We start from the raw sequence: 17,049 nt of genomic DNA, 5'->3' as shown, positions 1-17,049 counted from the left end.
CGACGACATCCGGCCGCGAGTCGCGTAGCGACGACATCCGGCCGCGGGTCGCATAGCGACGACATCCGGCCGCGGGTCGCGTAGCGACGACATCCGGTCGCGAGTCGCGTAGCCACAACCTCCGGCCGCGACTTGGAGGTTACCGCCAGAACAGGGGCGTAGCTTTTAGGAATGACCGACAACCATCGGTACGTTCCGCCGAAATCCACGCTCGAGGTGCTCGAGACGGTGCCCGACTCCGCGCTGCGTCGCCTCAAGCAGTACTCCGGCCGGCTGGCCACCGAGGCCGTCCACGCCCTCGAGGAGCGATTGCCGTTCTTCGCCGAGCTGGAGGCCTCGCAGCGCGCGAGCGTGCAGTTGGTGGTGCAGACCGCGGTGATGAACTTCGTGGAGTGGATGCGCGACCCACAGAGCGACGTCAGCTACACCGCCCAGGCGTTCGAAGTGGTTCCGCAGGATCTGCGCCGACGGATCGCGCTGCGCCAGTCGGTGGAGATGGTGCGCACCACCATGGAGTTCTTCGAGGAGGTGGTGCCGCTGCTGGCCCGCTCCGAGGAGCAGCTCACGGCACTGACGGCGGGCATCCTGCGCTACAGCCGCGACTTGGCATTCGCGGCCGCCACTGCCTATGCCGATCAGGCTGAGGCGCGTGGCGCTTGGGACAGCCGGATGGAGGCCAACCTGGTCGACGCCGTGGTGCGCGGAGATGTGGGGCCGGAGCTGCAGTCCCAGGCTGCGGCGCTGAACTGGGACGCGACCGCGCCGGCGACGGTGATCGTGGGGCTGCCCCGGCCAGGCCGCGCCGACGTGGCCGGCGAGGACGTCCACGCCGTTGCGAACCGCAATGGCCGGGCGGCGCTGTCCGATGTGCACGGCACGTGGCTGGTCGCCATCGTCTCGGGCGGGTTGTCGCCGACCGACCGGTTCCTCGCCGACCTGATGACGGTGTTCGCCGACGAGCCGGTGGTGATCGGCCCGACCGCACCGACGCTGGGCGCCGCGCACCGCAGCGCCACCGAGGCGATCGCGGGGATGAACGCGGTAGCGGGCTGGACGGGGGCGCCGCGACCGGTCGCCGCGCGTGAGCTGCTGCCCGAGCGGGCGCTGCTCGGCGATGTCACCGCGGCCGCGGCGCTGGAGGCCGAGGTGATGCGTCCGCTCTCCGATGCCGGACCCGCGCTGACGGACACCCTGGACGCCTATCTGGACTCCGGCGGCGCCATCGAGGCCTGCGCGCGCCGGTTGGTGGTTCATCCCAACACGGTGCGGTACCGCCTCAAGCGGATCGCCGATTTCACCGGGCGTGATCCGACGGTGCCGCGTGACGCCTATGTGTTGCGGGTGGCCTCCACGGTGGCCCGGTTGGCTCGCCAGGCCCACCCCGCCGGCTCCCCTGCCACCGGATCCGGGCTCACCGGCAGTGTTGCCTCGGTCACAATTGAGGGCCGCACGCAGCTTTAGCAGATTGCGGCCGAGTGTCGATGGCGTCGCATCACATGCGCTTTTGTACAAGATCTACAAAAACCTAAGACAAGGTTCATAATCTCTTACACGGCGCAAAACCGTCTTCACAATGTTCTCTTAAAGACGTGCCCCAGACAGTGCTTGCTCTCCTCGCGCCCGGACAGGGTTCGCAGACCCCCGGCATGCTCGCCGAGTGGCTCGAACTGCCCGGCGCCGCGTCGCGTGTGGCCGCCTGGTCGGAGATCAGCGGTCTGGACCTCGCTCGCCTCGGCACCACTGCCACCGCCGAGGAGATCACCGACACCGCGGTGACCCAGCCGCTCGTCGTGGCCGCCACCCTGCTGGCCCACGAAGAGATGACGCGGCGCGACGTGCTGACCGGTGACGAGGACATCATCGCCGCCGGACATTCGGTCGGTGAGATCGCCGCCTACGCCATTGCCGGAGTCATCTCCGCCGATGAAGCCGTCTCGCTGGCCGCCACCCGCGGCGCCGAGATGGCCAAGGCCTGCGCGCTGGAGCCCACCGGAATGTCGGCGCTGCTCGGCGGCGACGAAGCCGAGGTGCTCGCCCGGCTCGAGGCCCTGGACCTGGTGCCGGCCAACCGCAACGCCGCCGGACAGATCGTGGCGGCGGGCGCACTGGCAGCACTGGAGAAGCTGGCCGAGGATCCCCCGGCACGCGCCCGCGTGCGCAAGCTGGCCACCGCCGGCGCGTTCCACACCCAGTACATGGCGTCGGCGCTGCCCGGGTACACAACGGTGGCCGACCGGATCAACCCGGTCGAACCCGGCGTTACGCTGCTGTCCAACGCCGACGGACGGCCGGTGTCGTCGGCCGCGGACGCGATGGCGAAGCTGGTCGCCCAGCTGACCCGCCCGGTGCGCTGGGACCTGTGCACCGAGACGCTGCGTGAGCGCGGCGTGTCTGCCGTCGTGGAGTTCCCGCCGGCCGGCGCCCTGTCCGGGATCGCCAAACGTGAACTTCGGGGGGTGGCGAACCACGCCATCAAATCCCCCGCTGACCTGGACGGACTCGCGGAAGCCCTCCGCAATCCGGCCAGCTGACAAGTACATAGCTGCACGTCAGAAATTCTGCAACAACACAGGTATCAACACCCAACAAGAAGGAGCCACTGTGGCCGCCAGCCAGGACGAAATCATCTCCGGTCTCGCCGAGATCATCGAAGAGGTCACCGGTATCGAGCCTTCCGAGGTGACCCCGGAGAAGTCGTTCGTCGACGATCTGGACATCGACTCGCTGTCGATGGTGGAGATCGCGGTGCAGACCGAGGACAAGTACGGCGTGAAGATCCCCGACGAGGACCTGGCCGGTCTGCGCACCGTCGGTGACGTGGTCGCCTACATCCAGAAGCTCGAGGAAGAGAACCCCGAAGCCGCCGCGGCCATCCGGGCGCAGATCGAATCGGATCGCGCGTGACCAGACCTTCCACTGCTAACGGCGGTTTCCCGAGCGTCGTGGTGACCGCTGTCGAGGCCACCACCGCCCTAGCCGCAGACATCGAGAGCACGTGGAAGGGTCTGCTGGCCGGCGAGAGCGGCATCCGCATTCTCACCGACGACTTCGTCGAGAAGTGGGACCTGCCGGTGCGAATCGGCGGCCACCTGGTCGACAACGTCGATGACCACATGACCCGGCTGGACATGCGTCGCATGTCCTACGTGCAGCGGATGTCGAAGCTGCTGGCCGGCCGGCTGTGGGAGTCCGCGGGCAAGCCCGAGGTCGACCCCGACCGGTTCTCGGTGGTCATCGGCACGGGTCTGGGTGGCGGCGAGAAGATCGTCGAAACCTATGACGCGATGAACGAGGGCGGTCCCCGCAAGGTGTCGCCCCTGGCCGTGCAGATGATCATGCCGAACGGTGCCGCGGCCGTCGCCGGCCTGGAGTTGGGCGCCCGCGCCGGGGTCATCACCCCGGTGTCGGCGTGCTCGTCCGGGTCGGAGGCGATCGCCCACGCGTGGCGTCAGATCGTCATGGGCGACGCCGACTTCGCGGTCTGCGGCGGTGTCGAAGGCGGCATCGAGGCGCTGCCCATCGCGGCGTTCTCGATGATGCGCGCGATGTCGACCAACAACGAGGACCCGGCGGGTGCGTCGCGGCCGTTCGACAAGAACCGGGACGGGTTCGTCTTCGGTGAGGCCGGCGCACTGATGATCATCGAGACCGAGGAGCACGCCAAGGCCCGCGGCGCCAAGCCGCTGGCCCGGTTGATGGGTGCGGGCATCACCTCCGATGCCTTCCACATGGTGGCGCCTGCCAGCGACGGCATGCGGGCCGGTCAGGCGATGAAGCGGGCGATGGAGACGGCGGGCTTGTCCGCCAAGGACATCGACCACGTCAACGCCCACGCCACGGCCACCTCGATCGGCGACGTTGCCGAGGCCAACGCGATTCGGGTCGCCGGCGTCGAGCACGCCGCGGTCTATGCGCCGAAGTCGGCGCTGGGCCACTCCATCGGCGCGGTGGGTGCGCTGGAGTCGACGTTGACCATTCTGGCGCTGCGTGACGGGGTCATCCCGCCGACGCTGAACTACGAGACGCCCGACCCCGACATCGATCTCGATGTCGTCGCGGGTGAGCCTCGATACGGCGACTTCTCGTATGCCATCAACAACTCGTTCGGGTTCGGTGGACACAATGTCGCTCTGGCGTTCGGTCGCTACTAAGACGGGACTCGCCTGGGACTAGGCAAGAAAGGACGCGCGGCTCAGTATGGCTTCGCCGACAACAGGCAACGGTTTGCCGGATGTCGTCGTCACCGGCATCGCAATGACCACCAGTGTGGCCACCTCCGCCGAGGAGACGTGGAGCGCACTGTTGGAAGGCAAGAGCGGGATCCGACGTCTGGAGGATCCGTTCGTCGAGCAGTTCGAGCTGCCGGTCAAGATCGGCGGGCATCTGCTCGAGGACTTCGACTCCGAGCTGACCAAGGTCGAGAACCGGCGGATGTCCTACCCGCAGAAGATGTCGACCATACTGGGCCGACGGGTCTGGGAGAACGCCGGCAACCCCGAGGTCGACACCGAGCGGTTGCTGGTGTCGATCGGGACGGGCCTCGGCGGCGCCGAGGCGCTGGTGTTCGCCTATGACGGCATGCGTGAGCGCGGCATGAAGGCCGTGTCTCCGCTGGCCGTGCAGATGTACATGCCCAACGGCCCCTCAGCGGTCGTGGGACTGGAGCGTGGGGCCAAAGCCGGTGTCGTGACACCGGTTTCGGCCTGCGCGTCCGGCGCCGAAGGTATCGCGCAGGCCTGGCGCAACATCGTGCTCGGCGAGGCAGACATCGCGATCTGCGGTGGCGTCGAGCAGCGCATCGAGGCGGTGCCGATCGCCGGCTTCGCCCAGATGCGCATCGTGATGTCGACCAACAACGACGACCCCGCCGGGGCCTGCCGGCCGTTCGACCGGGATCGCGACGGGTTCGTCTTCGGTGAGGCCGGCGCGCTGATGGTCATCGAGACCGAAGAGCACGCCAAGGCCCGTGGCGCCCGGATCATCGCCCGGCTGATGGGTGCCAGCGTCACCTCCGACGGTTTCCACATGGTCGCCCCCGACCCCAACGGTGAACGGGCCGGCTACGCGATGAGCCGCGCGGTGCAGTTGGCGGGGTTGCAGCCCACCGACATCGGCCACATCAATGCCCACGCCACCGGCACCAGCGTCGGTGACGTCGCGGAAGGACACGCGATCAACAACGCCATGAAGGGCCACCGCCCGGCGGTGTACGCCCCCAAGTCCGCGTTGGGTCACTCGGTCGGCGCGGTGGGTGCGGTCGAGTCCATCCTGACCGTGCAGGCCCTGCGCGACGGGGTCGTGCCTCCCACTTTGAACCTGAAGAACCTCGACCCGGAGATCGATCTGGACGTGGTGGCAGGCGGGCCGCGGCCGGGCAACTACGAATACGCGGTCAACAACTCATTCGGATTCGGCGGGCACAACGTCGCACTCGCCTTCGGTAAGTACTGATACGGCAGGAGATTTCATGACGACGATGAGCCCCGAGGCAGTGAACGAATCGCTGGATCCCCGCGATCCGCTGCTGCGCCTGTCCACGTTCTTCGACGACGGTTCCGTCGAGCTGCTGCACGAGCGCGACCGCTCGGGCGTGCTGGCCGCCGCGGGCACGGTCAACGGGGTGCGCACCATCGCGTTCTGCACCGACGGCACGGTGATGGGCGGCGCCATGGGCGTCGAGGGCTGCAAGCACATCGTCGACGCCTACGACGTGGCGATCGAGGAGCAGAGCCCGATCGTCGGCATCTGGCATTCCGGCGGAGCGCGGCTCGCCGAGGGCGTCAAGGCACTGCACGCCGTGGGACTGGTCTTCGAGGCCATGATCCGCGCCTCGGGCTACGTCCCCCAGATCTCGGTGGTGGTCGGCTTCGCGGCCGGCGGTGCCGCCTACGGCCCCGCCCTCACCGACGTCATCGTCATGGCGCCCGACAGCAAGGTGTTCGTCACCGGCCCCGACGTGGTGCGCAGCGTGACCGGTGAGGACGTCGACATGGTCTCCCTCGGTGGGCCCGATGCCCACCACAAGAAATCCGGTGTGTGCCACATCGTCGCCGATGACGAGCTCGACGCCTACGAGCGGGGCCGTCGTCTGGTCGGATTGTTCTGCCAGCAGGGTATTTTCGACCGCAGCAAGGCCGAGGCCGAGGACACCGACCTCAAGGCGTTGCTGCCCGAGTCGTCGCGTCGCGCCTACGATGTGCACCCGCTGATCGAGGCGCTGCTCGACGACGGTGTCCCGTTCGACGAATTCCAGGGCAAGTGGGCGCCGTCGATCGTGGTGGGCCTGGGTCGGCTGTCCGGCCGCACCGTCGGGGTGATCGCCAACAATCCGCTGCGTCTGGGCGGCTGTCTGAACTCCGAGAGCGCCGAGAAGTCCGCCCGCTTCGTGCGGCTGTGTGACGCGTTCGGCATCCCGCTGGTCGTGATCGTCGACGTGCCGGGATACCTGCCCGGGGTTGATCAGGAGTGGGGCGGCGTGGTGCGGCGCGGCGCAAAACTGCTGCACGCCTTCGGCGAATCGTCGGTGCCGCGCGTCACGCTGGTCACCCGCAAGATCTACGGCGGCGCCTACATCGCGATGAACTCCCGCTCGCTGAACGCCACCAAGGTGTTCGCCTGGCCCGAGGCCGAGGTCGCCGTCATGGGCGCCAAGGCAGCCGTCGGCATCCTGCACAAGAAGAAGCTGGCCGCCGCCGACCCCGCCGAGCGCGAGTCGCTGCACGAGGCGTTGGCGGTCGAGCACGAGAAGATCGCCGGCGGCGTGGATTCGGCCATCGAGATCGGCGTGGTGGACGAGAAGATCGATCCGTCGCACACCCGGTCGAAGCTGACTCAGGCGCTTGCCGAGGCCCCCGCCCGGCGCGGCCGCCACAAGAACATCCCGCTGTAAGTCACTGCTCTTTCGCCGAACCGAGGTTCCCGGTTGTGCATCCAGCACGGATCACAACCGGGAACCTCGGTTCGTTGCGTCAGAGTCTCGTCTAACGCGTGGTGTAGCCGCCGTTGGCCAGGATGGTCTGCCCGTTGATCCAGTGCCCCTCACCGGCCAGGAACACCACGAGGGGCGCGATGTCCTCGATCGTGGTCAGCCGATTGTCCATCGCCTGGGACTTGTGGAACTCGACGCGTTCGGGCGTCTCCTGCGGGTAGAAGAAGGGCGTGTCCATCGGTCCGGGCGCGACGTTGTTGACGTTGATTCCCCGAGCTCCGAACTCCTTCGAGGCCGCCCGGGTGTAGTGCTCGACCGGCGACTTGGCGCCGGCGTAGGTCGAGTACCCGTCGGTGTAGGCGGCCAGCAGTGAGGTGACCACGGTGATCACCGAACCGTTGTCGTTGAGCCGCTTGCCGGCCTCCTGCAGGAAGAAGTACGCGGCCTTCGAGTTGATCGCGAACATCGAATCATATTCCGCTTCGGTGGTTTCCACGATCGGCTTGCGCAGCACCTTACCGGCGGCGTTGACCGCGATGTCCACACCGCCGAACGCATCCGCTGCGGCCTCGAACAGTCTCGCAACATTACCTGGAACGGTGAGGTCGCCTTGCACCTTGATGGCCCGGGCGCCGGCCTCTTCGACGGCCCGCACCGTCCGGTCTGCGTCAGCCTCGGTGCCGGCGCTGTTGTAGTGCACCGCCACGTTGACGCCGCGGCGCGCGAGCTGGGTGCTGACGAGACCGCCGAGGTTCTTCGCTCCGGCCGCGACGACCGCTGATTTTCCGTTGAGTGTTGTCATGGCGTCCACGCTAGAGAGCGTTTCCACAAACCAAAAACAGTACTTTCCGAGCTATCGACAGTTTTTGGTTGTGGATAGACTGCGGGCATGACGGCTCCCGAACCTGACCTGCGTCGGCTGCGCCACTTCATCGCCGTCGCCGAATCCGGCGGGTTCACCCGGGCGGCCGCGGCACTGCACCTGAGTCAGCAGGCTTTGAGCAGCTCGATCCGACAACTCGAAAAAGACCTCAACGCAGAACTTTTCACGCGGGTGGGTCGCCAGGTGACGTTGACCCGAGCGGGTCAGACGCTGTTGAGCGAGGGCCGGGTGCTGCTGGCTGCGGCACGCACCGTCGCCGAACACGTCGAGAAGATCGGAGCGAGCACCGCTGAGACGTTCGTCGTCGGCCACACTCCGGCTCTCAGCGGCATCGAGGCGTACACCATCCTGGAACCCGCCATCGATGCCTTTCCCGATAGTTCTTTCACCCTCAGGCAGCTCTACCCCGCGGACCTGACCTCAGCGGTGCTCGACGGCTCGGTGCAGTTGGGGCTCAGACGCGGCGTCGTACCCCCCGATGACCTGGCTGGGGCGGTGGTCGGCTATCACCGCGTCCGCCTTGCCGTTCCGTGGGACCATCGACTTGCGCACCGCCGGCGAGTTGAGATCGACGAACTTGCCGACGAGCAGATCGTTCTGTGGGCGCCGCCCGGCGCGTCCTACTACAGTGACCTCCTGGTCGGCGCGTGCCGACGGGCGGGGTTCGAACCCAACTGCGTCATCAGCCGCGTCCAGGGAGCCGCGACCGTGGCCGCTCCCCTGACCACCGACGCCATCGCATTCGTCACGTCGGCAGCCGGCCCAGCGATGGACGGACGGGTTCGGGTGATCGATCTACACCCCGCGATCCAGGTTCCCGTTCAGGCCCTCTGGCAACGGCACACCGTCTCGGCGGTACGCGAGATGATCGTCACCAGTTAGATCCCGACGACCGGATTCGTGAGGCTGCGACGAGGAACCGCGCTCGCTGGGACGTCGGTTGGCCCCTACGCCGTCTCGACCAGCATCTCGGCCGCGGCGGTTTCGGCGCGGGCACGGTCCTCGGACACCAGCCCGATCCGCGTCCGCCGGTCCAGGATGTCCTCGACCTTCAGGGCTCCCTCATGAGTCACCGCATACTCGAATTCGGCACGGATGACGTCGATTCCGTCGGCCACCGGGTCGGTGGGCCGCGGACAGGTCGCCCGGGCGATGACATTGGGCGCCTCGGCGCCGTAGCGCGCCACCAGCGAACCGGGTAGTCCGACCGGCGTCCGCAAGGTCGCCACCGGGTTGGCCGGCGCCCCCACCAATGGGAGGTTGCGGGTCCGGCACGGTCCCGCTGTCAGCGACCGCAGTCGCACTGCTCGGTCGATGACATCCTCGGCCATGTAGCGGTATCCGGTGAGCTTGCCGCCGATGACACTGAGCACCCCGGATTCGGACTCTGTCACGGCGTGGTCGCGCGACACGTCCGCGGTGTTGCCCGCACCGGTGTCGATGAGTGGCCGAAGCCCGGCGTAGGTGCCGAGTACATCCGCGGGCGTCAACCTCAGCGCCAGCGCCGTGTTGACGGTGTCGAGAAGGAACGAGATTTCGTCCGGGGTCGCCTCCGGCACATCGGGAATCGGGCCGGGGGCGTCCTCGTCGGTCAGCCCGAGATACACCCTGTCCAGCTGCTCGGGCATCGCGAACACGAACCGGTTGAGCTCACCGGGAATCGGTACCGTCAGCGCAGCAACAGGATTGCCGAACGCGGCGGCGTCGAACACCAGGTGGGTCCCACGACTGGGACGCAGCCGCAGCGCAGGGTCCAACTCCCCCGCCCACACCCCGGTCGCATTGACCACCGCTCGGGCGGCGACGGTCATCGATTCCCCGGTCTCGGTGTCGGTCAGCGTGACGGAGGTGCCGGAGGCGTCTGAGGCCGCCACCCGGGTGAGGATCTTGGCGTTGTTCTGGGCGGCGGTGCGGGCCACCGCGGTGACGAGGCGAGCGTCGTCGATGAGCTGTCCGTCGTAGGCCAGCAGCGCACCGTCGAGTCCGTCGGTGCGCACCGTCGGCGCGAGTTCGACGGCCCGCCGCGCGTCGACCCTTCGTGAGCGGGGCAGCGTCGCCGCCGGCGTTCCCGCCAGCCTGCGCAGCCCGTCCCCGGCGGCGAATCCGACCCGCACCAATGCGCGCGAGGCCCGACTCATCTCGGGGAGCAGCGGAACGAGCTGCGGCATCGCGTGCACCAGATGCGGCGCGTTGCGGGTCATCAGGATGTGTCGTTCGACCGCGCTACGACGTGCGATTCCGACGTTGCCGGTGGCCAGGTAGCGCAAGCCGCCGTGGACCAACTTGGAGCTCCACCGGCTGGTTCCGAAGGCCAGATCGTGCTTCTCGACCAGCACGACAGACAGGCCGCGGGTCGCCGCGTCCAGCGCGATGCCGACCCCGGTGATGCCTCCGCCGATGACCAGGATGTCGACGCTGTTGCCGTCACCGAGCTCGGCGAGCTCGGCGGAGCGTCGGGACTTGTTCAATGCTGTTGCATCGCTCACGGTTTGAGGTATCCGTTCAGTGAGTGGGCCAGCTCGGTGTCGAGCGAGTCCGCGTCGAGCAGGTCGGCGACCATCTGCGCGGACTGGATGGTCGACTGGGTGATGAGCAGACACATGGCCGCCATCTGGTGGGCGTCGCCGGCGCGGATGCTGCCTTCGCTCTGGCCGGACTTGATGGCCTCGGCCAGCGCGTCGACCAGGATCTGCTGGCTGGTGCCCAGCCGGCTCGTGATGTAGGTGATGGCGATGTTGGGGGCGTTGTGGATGACCGACATGACCACGTCGTCGCCGCGGAGATGCTGAGCCACCGCGACCACTCGCGCGACCATCGCCTCCCGGCCGGCACCGGCGTCGGGCACGGCGTCGAGCACCCCGGCAATCCGCAGGGTCAGCAACTCGGCGATGACCCACCGGATGTCGGGCCAGCGACGGTAGATGGTCGGCCGGCTGACTCGGGCGCGCCGGGCGATCTCGGTCAAGGTGGTCCGCTCCACGCCGTAGGCGAGAATGCACGCCGCGGCGGCATCGAGGATCCGCGCCTCGACACTCTGCGGAGATTTACGGATTGACACCATCTGTAATACTGTAACTCATGACCGACGCGAGCGCCCAACCGAACGATCCGCCCATGCTGTGGAACGGCTGGGGTGACCCCGCCGCCGCCAAGCCGCTGTCCCCGGGAATCCGGTCGCTGCTCGAGCAGGCGCTCGGTATCCAACCCACTGACATGGCCACGCCGAGCCTCGACCAGGTGCGGCTGAGGCCGTCGGCGCTGTCACCCTCCGACCGGGAGAGTTTCGCCGCGATCCTCGGAGCCGAGCATGTCGCCGTCGCCGATCACGATCGGCTGCTGCGCGCAGGCGGCAAGTCGACGCTGGACCTGCTGCGACGTCGCGACTTCGGCGTCCAGGACGCCCCGGACGCGGTGCTGCTGCCCGGCAGCGACGACGAGGTGGCCGCGGTGTTGCGGTTGTGCGCCGACCGCAGCATCGGCGTGGTCCCCTTCGGTGGCGGCACCTCCGTGGTCGGCGGTCTCGACCCGACGCGCGGGCGGTTCAAGGCAGTGGTGTCGCTGGACCTGCGCCGGCTGGACCGACTGTGGTGGCTCGACGAGGTGTCCTGGGAGGCCGAGCTGGGCGCCGGCGTGACCGGACCGGACGCCGAGCGACTGCTGGGCGAGCGCGGATTCTCGCTCGGGCATTTCCCGCAGAGCTTCTGCTTCGCCACCATCGGTGGCTTCGCCGCCACCCGCTCGTCCGGGCAGGATTCCGCGGGCTACGGGCGCTTCGACGACATGGTCCGCGGGCTGCGCGCCATCACCCCGGCGGGCACCCTGGACCTCGGTCGCGCTCCCGCGTCGGCTGCGGGCCCCGATCTGCGTCAGCTGCTGCTCGGCTCCGAGGGCGCCTTCGGCGTGATCACCCGGGTGCGGGTGCGCGTGCACCCGGTGCCGCAGACAACACGTCACGAGGCCTGGTCGTTCCCGGATTTCGCCACCGGCGCCGACGCACTGCGAGCGGTCGTGCAGACCGGCGCCGGTCCGACGGTGCTGCGGCTGTCCGACGAAGCCGAGACGGGGGTCAACCTCGCCACGACCGAGAGCATCGGTGAACAGCAGACGATCACCGGTGGGTGCCTGGCCATCACGGTGTTCGAGGGCACCGAGGCCCATGTCGCGAGCCGCCACCAGGAGACCCGGGATCTGCTCACCGCGATGGGCGGGACGTCGCTCGGTGACGCCGCCGCGCGGGCCTGGGAGCACGGCCGATTCAACGCCCCCTACCTGCGCGACTCGCTGCTGGCTGCCGGGGCGCTGTGCGAGACCCTCGAGACCGCAACCACCTGGTCCAACGTGCCGCTGCTCAAGGCGGCGGTCACCGAGGCGTTGACCACGGCCCTGGCCGATTCGGGCACCCCGGCCCTGGTGATGTGCCACATTTCGCATGTGTATCCGACCGGCGCCTCGCTCTACTTCACCGTCGTGGCAGCGCAGCGCGGCAACCCGATCGAGCAGTGGCGCACCGCCAAGGCCGCGGCCTCGGAGGCGATGGTGCGCAACGGCGGCACGATCACCCATCACCACGCGGTGGGCGCCGATCACCGCCCGTGGATGCGCGACGAGGTCGGCGACCTCGGAGTCGAGTTGCTCAGGTCCGTCAAGGCCACCCTGGATCCGGCCGGAATCCTCAACCCGGGCAAGTTGATTCCGTGACCGGCACCGGGCGCGTCACCGTACTGACGAACCCGGCGTCGGGGCACGGCAACGCCCGGCACGCCGCCGAGCGTGCCATCACCCAGCTGCACCGCCGTGGACTCGACGTCGTCGCCATCGCCGGCACCGACGCCACCCATGCCCAGCGCCTCGTGGAGGGCGCGCTCGAGCGCGACATGGACGCGCTGGTGGTCGTCGGCGGCGACGGCATCGTGTCGGTCGCGTTGCAGGTGCTCGCGGAAAGCGAGGTTCCGCTGGCGATCGTGCCGGCCGGCACCGGCAACGACCACGCCCGCGCGTTCGGTCTGCCGGTCAACGACCCAGAGGCGGCCGCCGACGTGGTGGTCGACGGCTGGGTCGACACCGTCGACCTCGGGCGCATCGCCGGCAGCGACGGCACGGTTCGCTGGTTCGGCACCGTGATGGCCGCGGGATTCGACTCGCTGGTCACCGACCGGACCAACCGGATGACCTGGCCGCACGGGCGGATGCGCTACAACCTGGCGATGCTGGCCGAACTGTCCCAGCTTCGGCTGCTGCCGTTCCGGCTGACCTTCGACGGCGACACTTACGTCACCGAGTTGACGCTCGCCGCGTTCGGTAACACCCGCAGCTACGGCGGGGGCATGTTGATCTGCCCCGACGCCGACCCGCGCGACGGGTTGCTCGACGCGACGATGGTGGCCTCGGCGTCACGGACGCGGCTGATCCGGCTGTTTCCCACGGTGTTCAAGGGCACCCATGTCGACCTCGACGAGGTGCACACCCGGCGGGCGGGGACCATCACCGTCGACAGCCCCGGGATCAATGCATACGCCGACGGCGAGTATGTCTGCCCGCTGCCTGTCGAGGTGTCCGCGGTGCCCGCCGCGCTGAAGATCCTGCGACCGCGGGCCGGTTAGCCGACACCCCTGCTCAGCCAGCTGACCTCGGCGCCCTCGCCGCCGTCGCGGTAGGCCTCCAGTGCGTCGTCCCACGCGGTGCCGAGCACCGAGTCGAGCTCGGCGGCCAACGTGTCGGCCCCGGCGGCCATCAGGGAACGCAGGCGCATCTCGCCGACCATGACGTCGCCGTTGGCGCTCATCGCGCCGCTCCACAGCCCCAGTTGCGGGGTGTGGCACCAGCGGTGCCCGTCGACACCCTGGCTGGGATCCTCGGTGACCTCGAAACGCAGCACCGACCAGGAGCGCAGCGCATTCGCCAGCTGGGCACCGGTGCCGACCGGCCCGACCCAGTTGGTGACGGCGCGCAGCTGTCTCGGCATGGCCGGCTGCGGGGTCCACTTCAGGTTCGCCCTCGAATTGAGGGTCGACGACAACGCCCACTCGACATGCGGGCACACCGCCGCGGGCGACGCGTGGATGTAGACCACGCCCGTCGTCACGTCGGCGAACTGATTCGCTGCACGCATCTACTTGCTCCTTCGGCTCCACGAGGGACGTCTTCCCCAACGACCTGGTGGTTTCCGAACGGCAATGGATCGCTCAGCGAGATGAAATTGTTGGTGTTGCTTGCGAGACCATTGTGCCTCGTGATACGGGTGTTGCGCTAGTCGCGCCTGAATTCTCTCAGAACTTCATCAGACAGCGCGGGCATCACCGACTGGGCCCACTCCCCGAAGCGTCGGTCGGTGAGCACGACCAGGGCCACCCCGGCGTCCGGATCGACCCACAAGAACGTCCCCGACTGACCGAAGTGACCGAAGGTGCGCGCCGAGTTGGCCGACCCGGTCCAGTGCGGAGATTTGCCGTCGCGGATCTCGAAGCCCAGCCCCCAGTCGTTGGGGCGCTGCACGCCGAATCCGGGCAATACCCCGTTCAGCCCGGGAAACTGAACGCTGATCGCGTCGCTGTGCATCGGCTCCGACACCGTCACCGGCTCCAGCAGATCCCCGGCGAAAGCCGCCAGGTCGGCGACGGTCGAGGACGCCCCGTAGCCGGCAGCCTCGGCCCCGCCCTCGAACTCGGTGTCGGCCATCGCCAGCGGATCGAGCACGGCCTCCCGCAGGTACGACTCGAACGGGATGGTCGACTCTCGTTCCATCACCTCGGCGAGCACCGTGAAGCCGTGATTGGAGTAGATGCGGCGGGTGCCGGGTTCGGCGAGCACCTTGCCCGAGGTCATCTCGTAGCCGGCTGCATGTGCCAGCAGGTGGCGCACCGTCGAGCCGGGTGGGCCCGCGGGGGTGTCGAGGCTGACGGCCCCCTCCTCGACGGCGACCTGCGCCGCTCGCGCGACCAGCGGCTTGGTCACCGAGGCCAGCGCGAACCGGCGCCGGGTGTCGCCCCAGTCGGCCAGCACACCCTCGGTCGACACGACAGCCGCGGCTGCGGTCGGTACCGGCCAGTCGGCCAGGACGTCGAGGGCTCCCATCGATCCAGGAGCTTAGTTCGCGTCCCCGTTCGTCTTCCCGCCGACCAGCGCATGGATGCGTCCGTGCGGGTAGGGCAGATCGATGCCGTTCTCGTCGTAGGCGCGCAGGATCTCGCGCCGCAGCCGGCGCTGCACCGACCACTGCGCACCGGGGCGGGTCTTCAGCGTCATGCGCAGCGTCAGCAGGTCCGGCGACAGCTCCTGCACGCCGAGCATCTCGGGCTCGCCCAGCACCTTCTCCGCCAGCGGCGCCTCCGCGATGGCGGCCGTGGCCGCGTCGACGGCGACCTGCTCGGCGCGCTCGACATCGGCACTCAGCGACACCGGCACCTCGATGCGGGCCACGGCGTATTCCTGGCTCATGTTGCCGACGCGGGCGATCTCACCGTTGCGGACGTACCAGAGGGTGCCGTCGATGTCGCGCAACGTCGTCACCCGCAGGCCGACCGTCTGCACCTCGCCGATGGCCTCGCCGAGATCGACGATGTCTCCGACGCCGTACTGGTCCTCCAGCAGCATGAACACCCCGGTGACGAAATCGCGCACGAGGTTCTGGGCGCCGAAGCCGATGGCCAGGCCGACCACCCCGGCCGAGGCGATGAACGGCGCGATGTTGACGCCGAGGACGTTGAGGATCGCCAGGATGCCCCACACCAGCAGCACGATCGACACCGTCGACTTGAGCACCGACCCGATGGTCTGGGCGCGCTGCTGACGGCGCTCGATGGCCTGCTGGCCGGTCGCGCCCGACGGCACGCGGTCGCGCAGGCCGCGCAGCAGCGCCGGCTTGGCGGGGGCGTTCTCGTCACCGCTGACCTTCTTGGCCTTGCCGCCGCGGCCGGTGGCCCGGTCGATCATCCGGTGCAGGATGAAGCGGGCGATCAAGATGGCGATCAGGTATGCCCCGATCCGGATCGGCACCTCGACAAGCCAGTGCTGGTTGGTCTCCGTCCATTCCATAGCAAGCGTCTGCAGATCCATACCTTCGACCGTACGGGCCGGACAACCGTGATCGAAAGCCGCCGAGGTCAGCAATTCCGATTGACCCGATGCTGGTGCGGCTGCGTCACTTTCTGGCGACGTAGTAGAAGTTGATCGGGTCGGACTCGATCTCGCGCACCTGCACGTCGGTGAAGCCGGCGTCACTCAGCATGGTGGTGGCCAGCTCCCGGCCCCAGCACGTGCCCAGGCCGTCGCCGTCCAGGCCGAGCGACACGCTCATGCAGTGCATCGTCGAGACGGTGTAGAGGTAGGACGCGAACGGCACCCCGACGTTGTCCTCCAGATGGCTGGAGGCCTTGATGTCGACCATCAGGAACACCCCACCCGGGCGCAGCGCGCGGTGGATGTTGGCCAGCACGGTGGCAGGGTGCGCCTGATCGTGGATGGAGTCGAACGCGGTGATGACGTCGAACGCGTCGGTGTCCTCGAGGCGCGCGACGTCGGCGGCGCGGAACGTCGCGTTGGTCAACCCGAGGCGGCCGGCTTCGGCGACGCCGGCAGCCAGCCCCTCCTCCGAGAAGTCGATCCCGACGAACCGGCTGTCCGGGAAGGCCTGCGCCATCACGTTGACGGCGTGGCCGCTGCCGCACCCGACGTCGGCGACGTCCACACCCGCGCGCAACCGGTCGGGCAGCCCGTCGGCCATCGGCAGGATCCCGTCGACCAGCGCGGCGTCGAAGACCTCGCCACTCTCTTCGGCCATCAGCGAATGAAAGCGCGGGTACTCGTGGTAGGACAGACCACCGCCGTGCCGGAAGCAGCCGATGATCTTCTGCTCGACCTCGCCGAGCAGCGGGATGAACTGGGCCACCCGAGCCAGGTTGTCCGGCCCGGCCGAGCGGGTCAGCACCGCGGCGCGCTGCCGGGGCAGCGAGTAGGTCTGCGATGCCGGGTCGTAGTCGACGATCTGCGCCGCCACCACGCCACCCAACCATTCCCGCACGTAGCGCTCGTCGAGCCCGGCGGCGTCGGCGATCTGGATGCTGCTGGCCGGCGGCAGCCCGGCGAGCGTGTCGAACAAGTGGGTCTGGTGTCCGATCGACAGCAGGATCGCCACGCTCGCGGCGTCGATCGCGCCGACGACGCGCTCGGCGAACTCCTCGGTCGTATCGGTCATCGGTGTTTCCTGAACTGTGGTCATGGCGTTGACGCTAAGACGCCGATG

16 protein-coding genes are annotated in these 17,049 nt (G+C 68.5%); 9 read left to right on the top strand and 7 right to left on the bottom strand.

The annotated features are described in order from the left end of the window. Positions 1-171: 171 nt before the first annotated feature. The 6 genes from ACEWX3_RS11735 to ACEWX3_RS11710 all read left to right on the top strand — a co-directional run bounded on the left by ACEWX3_RS11735 (position 172) and on the right by ACEWX3_RS11710 (position 6,889). Complete coding sequence (locus ACEWX3_RS11735) at positions 172-1,461, top strand: PucR family transcriptional regulator (protein WP_374159489.1); 1,290 nt, start codon at positions 172-174, stop codon at positions 1,459-1,461. Positions 1,462-1,601: 140 nt separating this feature from the next. Beyond that, positions 1,602-2,531 carry an ACP S-malonyltransferase gene (locus tag ACEWX3_RS11730; RefSeq protein WP_221358806.1) on the top strand — a complete coding sequence of 310 codons (930 nt, stop codon included), beginning with the start codon at positions 1,602-1,604 and terminating at the stop codon, positions 2,529-2,531. Positions 2,532-2,601: 70 nt separating this feature from the next. Then, on the top strand, positions 2,602-2,904 hold the full coding sequence (gene acpM, locus ACEWX3_RS11725; RefSeq protein WP_152517701.1) for a meromycolate extension acyl carrier protein AcpM: 303 nt from the start codon (positions 2,602-2,604) through the stop codon (positions 2,902-2,904). Next, a complete protein-coding gene (gene kasA, locus ACEWX3_RS11720; RefSeq protein WP_207066733.1) occupies positions 2,901-4,151 on the top strand; it encodes a 3-oxoacyl-ACP synthase KasA in 1,251 nt (416 codons plus the stop codon). Before acpM ends, kasA begins: the two co-directional genes overlap by 4 nt. Positions 4,152-4,197: 46 nt before the next feature. After that, positions 4,198-5,451, top strand: coding sequence for a 3-oxoacyl-ACP synthase KasB (gene kasB, locus ACEWX3_RS11715; protein WP_207066734.1), 1,254 nt, complete (start codon positions 4,198-4,200; stop codon positions 5,449-5,451). A 16-nt stretch (positions 5,452-5,467) separates the two neighbouring features. Next, positions 5,468-6,889: an acyl-CoA carboxylase subunit beta gene (locus tag ACEWX3_RS11710; RefSeq protein ID WP_207066735.1), complete on the top strand. Its 1,422-nt coding sequence runs from the start codon at positions 5,468-5,470 to the stop codon at positions 6,887-6,889. 91 nt (positions 6,890-6,980) lie between these two features. On the opposite strand, the gene ACEWX3_RS11705 is transcribed toward ACEWX3_RS11710, so the two are convergent. Beyond that, on the bottom strand, positions 6,981-7,730 hold the full coding sequence (locus ACEWX3_RS11705) for an SDR family oxidoreductase (RefSeq protein WP_374159488.1): 750 nt from the start codon (positions 7,728-7,730) through the stop codon (positions 6,981-6,983). 87 nt (positions 7,731-7,817) lie between these two features. Between ACEWX3_RS11705 and ACEWX3_RS11700 the strand changes: the two genes are divergently transcribed. Continuing rightward, positions 7,818-8,693, top strand: a complete 876-nt coding sequence (locus tag ACEWX3_RS11700) for a LysR family transcriptional regulator (RefSeq protein ID WP_374159487.1) — start codon at positions 7,818-7,820, stop codon at positions 8,691-8,693. Positions 8,694-8,758: 65 nt separating this feature from the next. On the opposite strand, the gene ACEWX3_RS11695 is transcribed toward ACEWX3_RS11700, so the two are convergent. After that, entirely contained in the window at positions 8,759-10,297 is a 1,539-nt protein-coding gene (locus ACEWX3_RS11695) for a glycerol-3-phosphate dehydrogenase/oxidase (protein ID WP_374159486.1), read from the bottom strand. Next, positions 10,294-10,872 (bottom strand): TetR/AcrR family transcriptional regulator, encoded by a 579-nt coding sequence (locus ACEWX3_RS11690; RefSeq protein WP_374159485.1) that lies wholly within the window; start codon positions 10,870-10,872, stop codon positions 10,294-10,296. Before ACEWX3_RS11690 ends, ACEWX3_RS11695 begins: the two co-directional genes overlap by 4 nt. 53 nt (positions 10,873-10,925) lie before the next feature. Here ACEWX3_RS11690 and ACEWX3_RS11685 point away from each other — a divergent pair, with 53 nt between their 5' ends. Together ACEWX3_RS11685 and ACEWX3_RS11680 are read left to right on the top strand one after the other, a co-directional pair. Continuing rightward, positions 10,926-12,509, top strand: a complete 1,584-nt coding sequence (locus tag ACEWX3_RS11685; RefSeq protein WP_374159841.1) for an FAD-binding oxidoreductase — start codon at positions 10,926-10,928, stop codon at positions 12,507-12,509. Then, on the top strand, positions 12,506-13,411 hold the full coding sequence (locus tag ACEWX3_RS11680) for a diacylglycerol kinase (RefSeq protein ID WP_374159484.1): 906 nt from the start codon (positions 12,506-12,508) through the stop codon (positions 13,409-13,411). The genes ACEWX3_RS11685 and ACEWX3_RS11680 overlap by 4 nt, the downstream gene beginning before the upstream one ends. On the opposite strand, the gene ACEWX3_RS11675 is transcribed toward ACEWX3_RS11680, so the two are convergent. The 4 genes from ACEWX3_RS11675 to ACEWX3_RS11660 all read right to left on the bottom strand — a co-directional run bounded on the left by ACEWX3_RS11675 (position 13,408) and on the right by ACEWX3_RS11660 (position 17,025). Beyond that, positions 13,408-13,920, bottom strand: coding sequence for a DUF3145 domain-containing protein (locus ACEWX3_RS11675; RefSeq protein ID WP_374159483.1), 513 nt, complete (start codon positions 13,918-13,920; stop codon positions 13,408-13,410). The genes ACEWX3_RS11680 and ACEWX3_RS11675 overlap by 4 nt on opposite strands. A 137-nt stretch (positions 13,921-14,057) precedes the next feature. After that, positions 14,058-14,882: a serine hydrolase domain-containing protein gene (locus tag ACEWX3_RS11670; protein ID WP_374159482.1), complete on the bottom strand. Its 825-nt coding sequence runs from the start codon at positions 14,880-14,882 to the stop codon at positions 14,058-14,060. A 12-nt stretch (positions 14,883-14,894) separates the two neighbouring features. Beyond that, positions 14,895-15,863, bottom strand: coding sequence for a mechanosensitive ion channel family protein (locus tag ACEWX3_RS11665; protein WP_207066742.1), 969 nt, complete (start codon positions 15,861-15,863; stop codon positions 14,895-14,897). An 85-nt stretch (positions 15,864-15,948) separates the two neighbouring features. Next, the gene (locus tag ACEWX3_RS11660) at positions 15,949-17,025 is read right to left on the bottom strand and encodes a class I SAM-dependent methyltransferase (RefSeq protein WP_374159481.1); all 1,077 of its coding nucleotides are present in this window, start codon (positions 17,023-17,025) and stop codon (positions 15,949-15,951) included. Positions 17,026-17,049: the final 24 nt, after the last annotated feature.

This window comes from Mycobacterium sp. G7A2 (assembly GCF_041902445.1).
GTDB lineage: Bacteria > Actinomycetota > Actinomycetes > Mycobacteriales > Mycobacteriaceae > Mycobacterium.
The sequence above is the reverse complement of the archived record's forward strand: the minus strand, read 5'-3'. Positions and strand labels throughout refer to the sequence as shown.

Bases quoted from the DNA above. Each gene is read 5' to 3' on its own strand.
- ACEWX3_RS11735 (WP_374159489.1), top strand. From the start codon at position 172: ATGACCGACAACCATCGGTACGTTCCGCCGAAATCCACGCTCGAGGTG.
- ACEWX3_RS11690 (WP_374159485.1), bottom strand. From the start codon at position 10,872: ATGGTGTCAATCCGTAAATCTCCGCAGAGTGTCGAGGCGCGGATCCTC.
- kasB (WP_207066734.1), top strand. From the start codon at position 4,198: ATGGCTTCGCCGACAACAGGCAACGGTTTGCCGGATGTCGTCGTCACC.
- ACEWX3_RS11700 (WP_374159487.1), top strand. From the start codon at position 7,818: ATGACGGCTCCCGAACCTGACCTGCGTCGGCTGCGCCACTTCATCGCC.
- ACEWX3_RS11665 (WP_207066742.1), bottom strand. From the start codon at position 15,863: ATGGATCTGCAGACGCTTGCTATGGAATGGACGGAGACCAACCAGCAC.
- ACEWX3_RS11660 (WP_374159481.1), bottom strand. From the start codon at position 17,025: ATGACCACAGTTCAGGAAACACCGATGACCGATACGACCGAGGAGTTC.
- ACEWX3_RS11685 (WP_374159841.1), top strand. From the start codon at position 10,926: ATGCTGTGGAACGGCTGGGGTGACCCCGCCGCCGCCAAGCCGCTGTCC.
- ACEWX3_RS11675 (WP_374159483.1), bottom strand. From the start codon at position 13,920: ATGCGTGCAGCGAATCAGTTCGCCGACGTGACGACGGGCGTGGTCTAC.
- ACEWX3_RS11705 (WP_374159488.1), bottom strand. From the start codon at position 7,730: ATGACAACACTCAACGGAAAATCAGCGGTCGTCGCGGCCGGAGCGAAG.
- ACEWX3_RS11670 (WP_374159482.1), bottom strand. From the start codon at position 14,882: ATGGGAGCCCTCGACGTCCTGGCCGACTGGCCGGTACCGACCGCAGCC.
- ACEWX3_RS11710 (WP_207066735.1), top strand. From the start codon at position 5,468: ATGACGACGATGAGCCCCGAGGCAGTGAACGAATCGCTGGATCCCCGC.